The following is a 13,810-nucleotide window of genomic DNA, read 5'->3' on the forward strand; positions in this document are numbered from 1 at the left end:
TCTCTCTTGGCGCCACCGGTCCCCCGCCTGTGCGGCGCCCAGCATGCCCCCGCGAGAAAGCATTGGTGCAACGATGCCCCGAAGCGTCAGACCTCTGGTCTGCAGCCTCCTGAGTGCCACGGTCGTGGCGTCTGGGCTGGTAGCCCTCCCGGCCGCCGCCGCGGCCGAAGAAGCCCCGCCGGACTTCTACTCCTCTTTCGAACAGGGTGAACCGCAGCCGACGTGGAGCGACACCGTCGACGTCGACCCGTCCGGCAAGCCGAAGACGTTCGGCGTCGACGGCGCGAACGCCACCACCATCCCCGGTGACATCCGCGGCAAGGTCACCGAGACGTCCGCCAACAGCGAGAACACCCCGAACGAGGGGGTGTCGAACCTGGTGGACGGCTCGACCGACACCAAGTGGCTGGCCTGGACCCCGAACGGCTTCGCGCAGGTCGTGCTGTCGGAGCCGACGTCGATCACGCGGTACGCGCTCTCCTCGGCGAACGACTTCGACAACCGCGACCCGCAGGACTGGACGCTGCAGGGTTCCGCGGACGGCCAGGCCTGGACGGATCTGGACAAGCAGACCGGCCAGAAGTTCTCGGAGCGGTTCCAGGCCAAGGAGTACCGCCTGCCCGCGGCGAGCGCCGCGTACAAGTTCTTCCGGCTGAACATCACGAAGAACAACGGCGGCGACATCATGCAGCTCTCGGAGCTGCTGCTGGCCAACGAGGACCCGGCCCCGCCGGCGCTGCCGAACATGCGCAGCTTCGCCGACAGCGGCCCGACGGGCGGCTACACGAACAAGAACCGCGTCGGTTTCACCGGCACGCGGGCGTTCCGCTACTCCGGCAGCCACAAGGCGCAGGGGCACGGCTGGTCCTACAACAAGATCTTCGACGTCGACATCCCGGTGGCGGCGACCTCGGAGCTGTCGTACAAGGTGCAGCCCGAGTTCATCCGCGGCGACCTGAAGTACCCGAGCACGAACGTCGCGGTGGACCTGGCGTTCACCGACGGCACGTACCTGAGCCAGCTCGGCGCCGTCGACCAGTACGGTTTCGGGCTTTCGCCGCAGGGCCAGGGCGCGAGCAAGGTGCTCTACACCAACCAGTGGAACCTGGTGCGCTCGCAGATCGGCGTGGTCGCGAAGGGCAAGACGGTCGACCGGATCCTTGTCGGCTACGACAACGCCAGCGGCCCGGGTTCGCTGCAGGGCTGGCTGGACGACATCAAGGTCTCGGCGACGCCGACTCCCCCGGCGAGCCTGCGCCCGTCCGACAACGTGCTGACCACGCGCGGTTCGCTGTCGAACGGTTCGTTCTCTCGCGGAAACAACATGCCCGCGACCGCGGTTCCGCACGGGTTCAACTTCTGGATCCCGACGACCGACGCGGGCACGTTGAGCTGGATGTACTCCTACCACTCGCGTAACAACGAGCAGAACCTCCCGGCGCTGCAGGCGTTCTCCGCGAGCCACGCGCCGAGTCCGTGGATGGCCGACCGGCAGACCTTCCAGTTCCTGCCCTCGGCCGCCACCGGGGTGCCGAATCCCGACCGTGAGGCGCGGAAGCTGCCGTTCAAGCATTCCAACGAGACTGCGCGGGCGCACTACTACGGCGTCGACTTCGAGAACGGGATCAAGACGAAGGTCGCGCCGACCGATCACGCGGCGCTGTACCGGTTCGAGTTCCCCGGTGCGGATTCGAACCTGATCTTCGACAACGTCAACAACAACGGCGGGCTCACCCTCGATCCCGCGGGCCGGGCCATCACCGGCTACAGCGACGTGAAGAGCGGGCTGTCCGCGGGTGCGTCGCGGATGTTCGTCTACGCCACCTTCGACAAGCCGGTGACGGCCGGTTCGAAGCTGTCGACCGGTTCCGGTGACCAGAAGCGGGACAACGTCCTCGGTTACCTCAAGTTCGACGCGGGCGCCGACAAGACGGTGAACATGCGGATCGCGACCTCGCTGATCAGCGTCGATCAGGCGAAGAAGAACATGGAGCAGGAGCTCGCCCCGAACGCGACGGTCGAGTCGGTGAGCGAGACAGCGGCGAAGGCCTGGGACGAGAAGCTCAAGGTCATCGAGGTCGAGGGCGCGTCGAAGGATCAGCTGATCACGCTGTACTCCAACCTGTACCGGCTGTTCCTGTACCCGAACTCGGGCTTCGAGAACGTCGGCACCCTCGAGAAGCCGGTGAAGAAGTACGCGAGCCCGGTGTCGCCGAAGACCGGCCAGGACACCCCGACACAGACCGGGGCGAAACTGGTCGACGGCGAGTTCTACGTCAACAACGGGTTCTGGGACACCTATCGCACGGTGTGGTCGGCGTATTCGCTGCTCAGTCCGGACACGACCGGGAAGCTGGTCGACGGTTTCGTGCAGCAGTACCGTGACGGCGGCTGGATCTCGCGCTGGTCCTCCCCCGGCTACGCGGATCTGATGACCGGCACCAGTTCGGACGCCGCCTTCGCGGACGCGTACCTCAAGGGAGTCAAGGGTTTCGACGTCCAGTCGGCCTACGACTCCGCGATCAAGAACGCGACGGTGACCCCGCCGAACGGCGCGGTCGGCCGGAAGGGCATCGACGAGGGCACGTTCCTCGGGTACGCGCCGAACACCGCGGACCACGGGTTCTCGTGGGCGATCGAGGGCTACGTCAACGACAACGCCATCGCGAACATGTCGAAGAAGCTCTACGACGAGGCTCCGGCGACCGACCCGCGTAAGCAGGAGTACCTGGACAACTACGGCTACTTCACCGAGCGGGCCACGCAGTACGTGAACGTGTTCGACCCGAGTGTCGGCTTCTTCCAGGGCCGTGACGCGGCGGGCAAGTTCACCCGGGCCAAGGACAAGTTCGACCCGGAGGTCTGGGGTATCGACTACACCGAGACCAACGCGTACGGCATGCGGTTCTCCGTTCCGCAGGACGGACAGGGCCTGGCGAACCTCTTCGGCGGCAAGGCGGGGCTGGCGTCCAAATTGGACGAATTCTTCGCCACCCCGGAGACGGGCCTGAAGTACGGCAGTTACGGCGGGATCATCCACGAGATGACCGAGGCGCGGGACGTCCGGATGGGCATGTACGCGCATTCCAACCAGGCCGCGCACCACACGCTCTACATGTACGACTACGCCGGTCAGCCGTCGAAGACGCAGGCGAAGGTCCGCGAGGCGCTGGCGAGGCTGTACGTCGGCAGTGAGCTCGGCCAGGGCTACGGCGGTGACGAGGACAACGGCGAGCAGTCGGCTTGGTGGCTGTTCGGCATGCTGGGATTCTACCCGTTGCAGGTCGGCAGCTCGGACTACGCGATCGGCTCGCCGCTGTTCACCAAGGCGACCGTGAACCTGCCCGGCGGCAAGAAGATCGTGGTCAACGCGCCGAAGAACAGCGCGAAGAACGTCTACGTCCAGGGCCTGAAGGTGAACGGCAAGGCGCAGTCCTCCACGTCGCTGGCGCACGCGTCGATCGCGAACGGCGGAACGCTCGACTTCGACATGGGCCCGAACCCGTCGTCGTGGGGTACCGGCCCGGACGACGCGCCGAAGTCGATCACCAAGGGCGACGCGGTGCCGACGCCTGTGCACGACCTGACCAAGCCGGTCTCCGGCGGGGACGCGGCGTTCTTCGACAACACGTCGCGGACCGAGGCGAAGGTCAAGGCGCCGATCCAGTACCAGGTGCCCTCGACGAAGGAGGCAGGTTCGTTCTACACGCTGACTTCCGGCAAGGGCGCGGGCGACGCGAAGAGCTGGGTGCTGAAGGGTTCCTACGACGGGAAGACGTGGGCGGTCGCGGATGCGCGGACCGATCAGGCGTTCCCGTGGCGTCAGCAGACCAGGGCGTTCAAGATCGCGAACCCGGCGCACTACGCCTACTACCGGCTCGAGGTCACCGCGACCACGGGCGGGGAGGCGTCGCTTTCGGAGTTCGAGGTGCTCGGCAAGCCCGACGCGGCGTGCACCCAGACGATCACGGGTGAGCGCAAGGGCCCGCTGACCGTGCGGAACGGGGTGACCTGTGTGGACGGTGCGACGGTGTCCGGTCCGGTGACGGTGGCGCAGGGTGCGAGCCTGATCGTGCGAGGCGGGTCGATCTCCGGACCGCTGACGGCGACGGGTGCGGCCCAGATCGTGCTGGACCGGACGAGGGTGAACGGTCCGGTGGCGATCACCGGGGCGACCGGTCCGGTGTCGATCGAACTGACCGAGATCGGCGGACCGGTGGCGTTGACGGGTAACAAGGGGCCGGTGCTGACTTCCAGCACGATCGGCGGACCTCTGGCGTGCGCGGCCAACTCCCCCGCTCCGACGGACTACGACCTGCAGAACACCGTCCGCGGCCCGTCCGCCGGGCAGTGCGCGAAGCTGTAGTCCTCCGGTAAGTACGTGAAGGCCCCCTTCGTCGCGAAGGGGGCCTTCACGCTATTCGGGACGACGCCCGCGCAGGATGCCGAATCCGACGAGGACCGCGGACAGCAGCGTGAGGGCGAGTCCCGCGTAGGTGGTCGCGGTCTGGAAGCCGGCCGTGTGCAGGGCCGTCGTCAACGCGCCAGGGAAGACCAGCGCCAGGATGGTCCCGCTGAGGGCGATGCCGATGCCGGTGGTGACTTCGCTGGCGGTGTCGACGAGTGCGGCCCCGATGGTGGTGCGGTTCGCCGGCAGGCCGCGCATCACGTTGGTGCCCGCGACGACACCGACCACGCGCATACCCGCGGCGACGAGGGCGAGTGCGACGGCGATCCAGACGTAGCCGAACCCGCCGAACACGGTGTAGACGGCGAGTCCGCATACGACCGCGCCGGCGCTGAGCCAGGCGGCCTTGGTGAGGCCGACCCGGGTGACCAGGGGGCCGATGAGGGCGCCGCCGGCGATCAGGACGACGACCTGGGGCAGCATCCCGATCGCCGCTTGGGCGGGTGCCCAGCCCAAGCCGAACTGGAGGTGCAGTGTCACGAGATAGCTGAGCCCGGCGGTCGCCAGTCCGGCCGCGGCCTTGAGCGCCAGGCCGCTGGACACCAGGGGGCGGGCGATGAGTTTCAAGTCCAGCAAGGGATGGCGAGCGGTCTTCTCCCGGAGGACGAAGCAGATCCCGGCGGCGAGCGCGGCCGCTGCGGCGGCCCAGGGCAGCGCCGAGGCGGTGCCGGCTTCGACGAAGAGCGTCGGGGCGAGAAGCGTAAGGACGATCGTCGCGGTTCCCAGCGCGGCGCCCGCGACGTCGATCGGATCGCGGTGCGACTCGGCGGGATCGTCGGCGGGGATGCCGGTCCGGATGCCGACGAACGCGAGCGCGGCGACAGGCACGTTCACCATCAGCAGCGCTTGCCACGGCGCGATGGTGAGCGCGAGCCCGCCGATGGTGGGGCCGGTGGCGAGGCCGACCAAGCCGACGGTCGAGATCAGCGTGGTCGCGCGGACGCGCAGCACATCTTCGTCGAACAGGCGGAACGCGAGGGCGAGCGACCCCGGTGTGGTCATCGCCGCCGCGACACCCATGACGGCCCGGACGGCGATGAGCTGCCACGCGGCGGTGACGAACATCGTGGCCAGGCTCGCCACACCGAGCAGGACGAGCCCGACGAGCATGATCTTGCGCCTGCCCGCCCTGTCGGCCAGCGCGCCGAACGCCAGCATCAGCCCGCCGAACACGACGGAATAGACCCCGGTCACCCATTGCAGGGTGGTCGTCGAGGTGGAGAGTTCGCGGCCGATGGTCGGCAGCGCGACATTGAGGATCGAGTTGTCGAGCATCTCGAACAGGAACACGGCCGAGAGCCCGGCCAGCGCGGGCCATACTTCGATCAGGGACCGGGGTTTGCGGGAGGTGGGGGAACGCAACATGAACACTCCTTCGAGGTGAAGGAGTGACGGTTCATTCGAACCCGTGTATGCGCGTGCTCAGAACGGAGAGCACGTTTCTACCCCGATGCCTTTGATCTTACGCCCCTCGTGAGCGGCAGCGACAGTCCAGGTGGTCTTTGTTCGTGGGTTCGGTCCGTGAAGGGAAGTTGACGATGAAGGAATTGGGACGTCCAGTGTCCCAATTCCTTCATCGTCGCGGGGCGCTCCGGTCTCGTCCTGGTGACGCAGACGTTCCCTTCGTACCGATACAGTCACTGCGGACGTCAGCGCCGATCAGGTACGGCCATCCCGGTGAGCGGTACCCCTGGCCTCGGACCGTCCACAGTGGATCAAGCGGGATTCGTAGGGGAAGATGGACGGCGCCACGGAATTCGAGCACCTGCGGCCCGTCATGTTCGGGCTCGCGTACCGCCTCCTCGGTTCGGCCGCGGAGGCGGAAGACGCCGTCCAGGACGCTTACCTGAAGTGGGCGGGCACCGGACGCGAGTCGATCGCGTCGCCGCGAGCTTGGCTGGCGAAAGTGGTCACCAACCTCTGCCTGAACCGGCTGACCTCGGCCAGGGCGCGGCGCGAGCGGTATGTCGGACCGTGGCTGCCCGAACCGGTCCTGACCTCGGACGACACGCTCGGCCCGATGGAGACGGCGGAGCAGCGGGATTCGGTGTCGCTGGCGATGCTGGTGCTGCTGGAGCAGCTCGGACCGGTCGAGCGCGCGGTGTTCGTGCTGAAGGAGGCCTTCGCCTACAGCCATCGCGAGATCGCCGCGATCCTCGACGTGTCCGAAGTCAACTCTCGCCAGCTGCACAGCCGCGCGCGACGGGCCTTGGACCGATCGGACGAGCGACGGGATTCGAACCCGCGACAGCTCGAGAAACTCGTCGAGAGCTTCCTGTCGGCGGCGCGGGACGGGGATCTGCCCGCGTTGGAGAGCCTGCTCGCCGCCGACGTCACGGCGTGGTCGGACGGTGGCGGCGAGGTCACCGCGGCCCGGCGTCCGGTGCACGGCGCGGCGAAGGTCGCGCGGCTCTACGCCGGGATGTACGCCGGTGCCGCGCAGGTGTCGATCGAGATCGGCGAGGTCAACGGCGGTCCCGCGGTGATCGCGACCGCAGGCTGCGCCCTGTACGGCATCCTCGGGTTCGAGGTCGTGGACGGCCGGATCTCCGGGCTCCGCGCGGTCGCGAATCCGGGCAAACTCGCGTTCCTCTCGCGGCAGTTGTCACGTTCCGGGTGGCCGGCCGGTTCTTGAGGGTGGAAGCTCTCGTGAACGGAGGACCAAGGTGACGAACCCGATTCTGGTGACCGGCGGTACCGGCGATCTCGGCCGTGAGGTGGTGCGACGTCTGTCGGACGGGGGACGGCCGGTCCGGGTCATGAGCCGGCGGCCACGCCCATCGGGTGAACCGTACGAGTGGGCTCGGTGTGATCTGCGGACCGGCGACGGCCTCGCCGAAGCGGTCGACGGTGTCTCGGTGATCATCCATTGCGCGTCGACGCTGGGCCGCGGTGACGAGCAGGTGACGCGGAATCTGGCCGAGGCGGCACGGCGGGCGGGCGGTCCGCATCTGGTGTACATCTCGATCGTCGGCATCGACGTGATCCGGTTCTTCTATTACAACGAGAAGCTGGCGTCGGAGAAGGTGGTCGAGGAGTCCGGTCTGCCGTGGACGGTGCTGCGCGCGACACAGTTCCACGACCTCGTCGCGCGGGCGTCGGCGGCGCAGCGGCGGCTGCCGGTGACGTTCATGCCGTCCGGCTTCCGGTTCCAGCCGGTCAGCACCGGTGACGTCGCGGACCGGCTGGTCGCGCTGGCGTCCGGCGAGCCTGCCGGGCGGGTGCCGGACCTGGGCGGCCCCGAGGTGCGGACCGCCCGTGACCTGGCGGAGGCCTACCAGCGGTCGATGGGGCGCCGGAAGCCGATCGTGCCGCTGTGGCTGCCCGGCAAGGCGTTCCGGGCGTTTCGGGCGGGCGGGAACCTGACGCCCGGGAACGCGACCGGTGTCGGCACCTTCGAGGAGTTCCTCGCTTCCCGCGGTTAGTCACTCCTCGCGATGCCACACCGAGCCGTGCTCACGCGTGCGAGTTACGGTGGCCTGGTGACGATCACCGGGTTCTTCTCCTCTTTCGAAACGGGTGATCCGCAGCCGGTGGATCCGGCCTTGCGCGTCGGCGGCGGGCCGAGTTCCTCGCCGACGGCGAAGCCGGGCGTCGGGTTCACCGGCGGGCACGCTCTCCGCTACGAAAACTCGCTGCGCGCGACGGTGTTCGAAGTGGACATCGAGGTCACCGGCCACACGGAACTGTCCTATGTGGTCTTCCCCGAGGCCGAGAAGGACGCTGTCCCCAGCTACCGCAGCACGTTCGTGGCGCTGGACGTCGAGTTCGCCGACGGGACCACAGCCGGTTTCAGCGCCGGGGAGCAGGGCCTGGCCAAGACGCTGTACGTCGACCAGTGGAATCTGGTGCGGCGCAGGCTGGGCGAGTTCGCCGGACGGCGGATCGCCCGGATCGTCCTGGTCAGCGAACCACCGGACGGCGCGAGCGCGGGCTGGCTGGACGACGTCCGGATCGCCGAGCGCGCGGTCGAGACCCGCGACCCGGTCGACCACGTCCGCACCACCCGCGGCACGCATTCCAGCGACAAGTTCTCGCGGGGCAACAACTTCCCCGCGACGGCCGTTCCGCACGGCTTCAACTTCTGGACCCCGGTCACCGACGCGAGCGCCACCAACTGGCTCTACAGCTACCACCGGCACAACGACGCCGCGAACCGTCCGGCGCTGCAGGCGTTCGCGTTGTCGCATCAGCCGAGCCCGTGGATGGGCGACCGGCACACCTTCCAGGTGATGCCGGGGATCGGCCCGGTCGAGCCGGATCGCTCCCGGCGCGCGCTCGCGTTCTCCCATGACGACGAGATCGACCGGCCGCATCACTACGGTGTCCGGTTCGCCAACGGCGTCACCGCCGACATCGCCCCGGCGGATCACGCGGCCCTGTTCCGGTTCACCTTCCCGGGTGATCGCGGCTGGCTGCTGTTCGACAACGCCCGCAACCGGGGCACTGTGCGGCTGGACGCGGCGAAAGGCGTGGTCACCGGCCACACCTGGGTCCGCAGCAGGCTTTCGGCCGGGGCGAAGCGGATGTTCGTCCACGCCGAGTTCGACGTCCCCGCTGAACGGGGCGGGAAGATCCGGCGCCCGGCCTGGCGGACGGTGACCGGGGTCCTGGAGTTCGCGGCGGGTGAGGTGACGATGCGGATCGCGACGTCGCTGATCAGCCTCGCGCAGGCGAAGCGGAACCTCGAACTGGAGATCCCGGCCGGGACGAGCTTCGAGCAGGTGCGCGATCAGGCCCGCGCGCGGTGGGCCGAGGTGCTGGGCCGCGTCGAGATCGAAGGCGCGACCGAGGATCAGCGCGACACGTTCTACTCCAATCTCTATCGCCTCTTCCTGTATCCGAACTCCGCGCACGAGGACACGCCGAACGGTGTGCGCCACGCGAGCCCGGTCATCCGCAGGCTCCGTCCCAGCACCCGCACGAGGACCGGCGCGAAGGTCGTGGACGGCGAGATGTACGTCAACAACGGCTTTTGGGACACCTACCGCACCACGTGGCCCGCGTACGCCCTGCTCACCCCGGGCCGGTGCGGGCGGATGATCGACGGGTTCGTCCAGCAGTACCGCGAAGGCGGCTGGATCTCGCGCTGGTCCTCCCCCGGGTACGCCAACCTGATGACCGGCACCAGTTCCGACGTCGCGTTCGCCGACGCCTACCTCAAGGGTGTGCGCGGATTCGACGTCGAAGCCGCCTACGAAGCGGCGCTGAAGAACGCGATGGTGACTCCGCGCGGGCAAAGCGTCGGCAGGAAGGGCCTGCACGAGTCGATCTTCCTCGGGTTCACGCCCACGTCGGTCCACGAAGGTCTGTCGTGGGCGCTGGAGGGCTGCGTCAACGACTTCGGCCTGGCCAATTTCGCCGAGGCGCTCGGCCACCACGATGACGCCGTGTACTTCCGGCAGCGCTCGCAGCAGTACGCGAACCACTTCGATCACTTGATCGGGTTCTTCCAGGGCCGCAACCGCGACGGCAGCCGTCATTTCGCCGCCGAGGGCTACGACCCGGAGGCGTGGGGCGGCGACTTCACCGAGACGAACTCCTGGAACACCGCCTTCTCCGTTCCCCACGACGGCGCCGGGCTCGCCGCGCTGCACGGCGGCACCGAAGCGCTGGAGTCCAAACTGGACACGTTCTTCGCGACCCCGGAGACCGGCCGGAAACCGGGTTCCTACGGTGGGCTGATCCACGAGATGACCGAGGCCCGCGACGTCCGGATGGGACAGTACGGGCATTCCAACCAGCCGTCGCACCACATCCCCTTCATCTACAACCACGCCGGAGCGCCGTCGAAGACGCAGCGGATCGTGCGGGAGGTCCTGCGGCGGCTCTACGTCGGCGGAGACCTCGGTCAGGGATATCCGGGTGACGAGGACAATGGCGAGATGTCCGCCTGGTACGTCTTCGGCGCGCTCGGGTTCTATCCGCTGGCGATGGGCAGCCCCGAGTACGCGATCGGTTCGCCGCTGTTCACGAAGGCGACCGTCCACCTGGAGAACGGGAAGGACCTGGTCATCGAGGCGCCCGGCAACACGGAGGGCACCGTCTACGTCCAGTCCCTGACGATCGACGGGCGTCCGCACCACACCAGCACGCTCCCCCATGCCGCGCTGGCCGACGGCGCGACGCTGGAGTTCACGATGGGCGGGCAGCCGTCGGACTGGGGCCGGTCCCCCGCCGAACCCGCCACCCCGTGCCCGCTCGCGGACATCGCGGTGGGCGCCGGTCCCCTGTTCGACGACACCACCAAGACCGAGGTGACCTTCCCCACCGGTGAACCGGTCATCGACTTCCCCACGGACGGCTCCTCGCGCGAGGTCGTGATGTACACGCTGACCTCGGGAAGCCGCCGGGGTGACCCGCGTTCGTGGGTACTCGAGGGGTCCGACGACGGCGAGCGCTGGATGCTGCTGGACCAGCGTGAGGGCGAAACGTTCCGATGGCGACGTCAGACTCGGCCGTTCGCCCTCGCCGGGCCGGCGAGGCACGCCCGATACCGTCTTCGCATCACCTCGTCCACCGCCAGGCGGGTCACCCTCGCCCAAGGAGAGCTGCTCGCCCGATGATCGCCCGTATCACCCAGGCCACGACCGACCGTCTGGTCGCCTCCGATCCCGGCCTGGTCCGGCTCCGGCTCGCCTTCTCGGCCGTGCTCAGCATCGTCGTCGCGGTGCTGGCCATCCTGCCGTTCCACCAGCCGCTCACGGTCACCCTCGTCGCCGCGATCGCGGCGATGACGTCCGCCTTCACTGTCAACGACACGACTCCGGGACAGCAGGCGGTGACGCTGGTGCTGGGGCTGCTGCTGGGCGCGGCGTCGCTCACCGCGGCCAGTGTGGGTTCGGCGGTGCCGCCGCTGGACAGCATCGTGTTCGTGCTGCTGATCTTCGTCGCGGTCTACGCGCAGCGGTTCGGTTCACGCGGGATCGCGCTGGGATCGCTGTCGTTCTTCCTGTTCTTCTTCGCGATGTTCCTGCAGACCCACCTGAAGCAGGTCCCGGTGCTGCTGCTGGCGCTGACCATCGGGATCGCGGCCAACGCGGTCGTCCGGTTCGTCCTGCTGCGCAGGCGCACCGACGCGGAATTCCTCCGGATCCGGCGGGCGTTCCGGGCGCGGCTCGCCGCGGTGGTGCGGGCGGCCGAGGACCATCTCGCGGTCGGGGGCAGCGAGCGCACCCGCAAGCGGCTCCGCACGACGAACGCCCGCATGCACGAGTCCGTGCTGCTCATCGAGGACACCGCGCCCGAGGTGACCGGCGCGGACTCGGCGAACCGGCTCCGCCGCCGCGCGATCGAGGTCGAGCTGGCGGTGCAATGGCTGACGATCACCGTGCAGCGCACCTGCGCGGAAGATCTCGACGAGGACGTGCGAGACGACCTGATCGCGCGGATGCGGCGGTTCCGGTCGCTGATCGAACGCGACCCGCGGGAACTGCCGCTGATCAGCGAGACCGAAGAGTTCAGCAAGATGCTGGTGGAAGGCAGCCGGATCGACGAGCACGCCGCTCCCGGCGACGGGGTCCGCCGGGCCATCGCCGAGCTCGCGCTGGCCGACGTGCGGGCACAGCGGGTCGCCGAACACGACGTCTCCGAAGCCCTCGACGATCCCGACGATCCCGACGAGGAGAAATCGGCGGCGTTCGCCTACGACAACCAGACCCGCAGCGCGATCCAGGCCGTGGTGGGCGGCGGGCTCGCCGTCCTCGGCGGGGAGCTGGTGTCGAGCCAGCGGTGGTACTGGGCGGTGCTGACGGTGTTCGTGGTGTTCATCGGCTCGTCGACCGCGGGCGCGACGTTCGTGAAGGGCGTCCGGCGGCTCGGCGGCACGCTGATCGGCATCGTGGGCGGGCTGGTGCTGACGCTGGTCGTGTCGGGCAGTGTGCCGGCGACGCTGGCGCTGATCCTGGTGTGCGTGTTCGGCATGGTCTACATGGCGCGGGTTTCGCAGGTGATCATGGCGTTCTTCATCACCAGCATGCTCGGGTTGCTCTACAGCCTGCTGGGGACGTTCAGCCTCGAGGTGCTGTGGATCCGGGTCGCCGAGACCGCGGTGGGTGCGGCGGCCGGGGTGCTGGCGGCGGTGGTGATCGTGCCGGTGCGCACCCGCGCGGTGATGCTGGACGACGTCTCGGCGCTCCTGGACGAATTGGACGAGTTCGTCGAGAAGACCGCGGGCCTGTTGTCCGGTGCGGAGAACGTGAGTGTCATCGAGAAGTCGCGCGATCTGGACCGGGCGGTGGACAAGGTCCGCACGACGATCGAGCCGCTCACCCATCCGGTGAACCTGAGCAGCCGCCGCGACTACGGCTGGCACGTGCTCACGACGGTGGAGACGATCGCGTTCCGCGCCCGGCACGTCGCGGCGCGGTCGCAGGCCGGGCTGCTGGTGAACGAGGCGGACCGGCTGCTGCTGTACACCGGGCGGATCCGGGAGAACATCGCGATGCTGGGGAAGGCGATCGGTGATCCCGGTGGTTCCGGGCACGGGACGCTGGTCCGCGACGACGGCACGCCGGTGGCGGACCGGATCGATGACCCTCAGGCGCGTTCGGTGCTCACCAGTCTCGGCCATCTCGACGAGACGGTGATCGCACTGGGCCGCGCTTTCGGGGTGGAGGCCACCGATCCGGCACCGTCCGGGAAAGGGTGACGGCCCCCTTCGTCGTGGTCCGAAGGAGGCCGCCACCTCAGGGATCAGCTCCTCGGTTTGGGACAGTTCTTCCACGAGAAGTGGTACGTGGTCTTGATCGCACCGTCGGTGGAGTCCATGGTGACGAAGCTGGTGGTCTTCTTCGGATCGGAAGTGCCGACCGCGGCCCGCAATTCCGTGTTGATGTTGAAGTTGCGGTCCTCACCGCAGGGTTTGTAGACGATGGCGCCGACTTCGATGTCGTCGGTGAACTGCCAGTTGTCCTCGAACGGGCCTTTGAGGTTGTGGTTCACGTAGGATGTCGGCGAATTGCCCTGGAAATAATAGTTGGCTCGTTCCAGCCCGGTGGCTCCCGCGGCCAAGGACGCGAATCCGCGGTAATCGGTGCCCGCGATACCGTAGGTGAATCCCTGCGGTACGTGGACGTAGAGGTTGAGCTGACAGTTCTTGCGCAGATCGGTCGGTTTCGCGCCGATGCCGACCTGGGCGGTGTATTCGCTGTAGGTGACCGTGAACGCGGTGTTGTCCGGCGAAACGGAAACAGCCGCTGTACCGGGTCTGCAACCGGTTCCATTGACCGTCACGACGTCGATGACTATCTTGTCGGACGGCAACGGAGGCGGTACCCAGCCGTTCGGCGTGACCACGGAGGAGAACAGCGTCACGGCAGCAACCAGCACGTTGAGCATGGG

At 68.2% G+C, this 13,810-nt stretch carries 7 protein-coding genes; 5 read left to right on the forward strand and 2 right to left on the reverse strand.

Annotation, left to right across the window (positions count from 1 at the left end; translation table 11 throughout):
* Positions 1–73 precede the first annotated feature (73 nt).
* Positions 74–4,366, forward strand: a complete 4,293-nt coding sequence (locus HDA45_RS00410; RefSeq protein ID WP_184891306.1) for a GH92 family glycosyl hydrolase — start codon at positions 74–76, stop codon at positions 4,364–4,366.
* 51 nt (positions 4,367–4,417) lie between these two features.
* Here HDA45_RS00410 and HDA45_RS00415 read toward each other — a convergent pair whose 3' ends face one another.
* Positions 4,418–5,833 (reverse strand): MFS transporter, encoded by a 1,416-nt coding sequence (locus tag HDA45_RS00415; protein WP_184891307.1) that lies wholly within the window; start codon positions 5,831–5,833, stop codon positions 4,418–4,420.
* A gap of 373 nt (positions 5,834–6,206) precedes the next feature.
* Here HDA45_RS00415 and HDA45_RS00420 point away from each other — a divergent pair, with 373 nt between their 5' ends.
* Genes HDA45_RS00420 through HDA45_RS00435 form a run of 4 tightly spaced genes read left to right on the forward strand, consistent with a single transcriptional unit; the run spans position 6,207 to position 13,118 of the window.
* Positions 6,207–7,103 carry an RNA polymerase sigma-70 factor gene (locus HDA45_RS00420; RefSeq protein WP_184891308.1) on the forward strand — a complete coding sequence of 299 codons (897 nt, stop codon included), beginning with the start codon at positions 6,207–6,209 and terminating at the stop codon, positions 7,101–7,103.
* Between the two features lie 31 nt (positions 7,104–7,134).
* Positions 7,135–7,893: an NAD(P)H-binding protein gene (locus HDA45_RS00425; protein WP_184891309.1), complete on the forward strand. Its 759-nt coding sequence runs from the start codon at positions 7,135–7,137 to the stop codon at positions 7,891–7,893.
* 57 nt (positions 7,894–7,950) lie between these two features.
* Positions 7,951–11,034 carry a GH92 family glycosyl hydrolase gene (locus HDA45_RS00430; RefSeq protein ID WP_184891310.1) on the forward strand — a complete coding sequence of 1,028 codons (3,084 nt, stop codon included), beginning with the start codon at positions 7,951–7,953 and terminating at the stop codon, positions 11,032–11,034.
* The gene (locus tag HDA45_RS00435) at positions 11,031–13,118 is read left to right on the forward strand and encodes an FUSC family protein (protein WP_184891311.1); all 2,088 of its coding nucleotides are present in this window, start codon (positions 11,031–11,033) and stop codon (positions 13,116–13,118) included. Before HDA45_RS00430 ends, HDA45_RS00435 begins: the two co-directional genes overlap by 4 nt.
* 44 nt (positions 13,119–13,162) lie before the next feature.
* Here HDA45_RS00435 and HDA45_RS00440 read toward each other — a convergent pair whose 3' ends face one another.
* Complete coding sequence (locus HDA45_RS00440; RefSeq protein WP_184891312.1) at positions 13,163–13,807, reverse strand: DUF4360 domain-containing protein; 645 nt, start codon at positions 13,805–13,807, stop codon at positions 13,163–13,165.
* Positions 13,808–13,810 lie beyond the last annotated feature (3 nt).

The sequence above is a fragment of the Amycolatopsis umgeniensis genome (assembly GCF_014205155.1).
Lineage (GTDB): Bacteria > Actinomycetota > Actinomycetes > Mycobacteriales > Pseudonocardiaceae > Amycolatopsis > Amycolatopsis umgeniensis.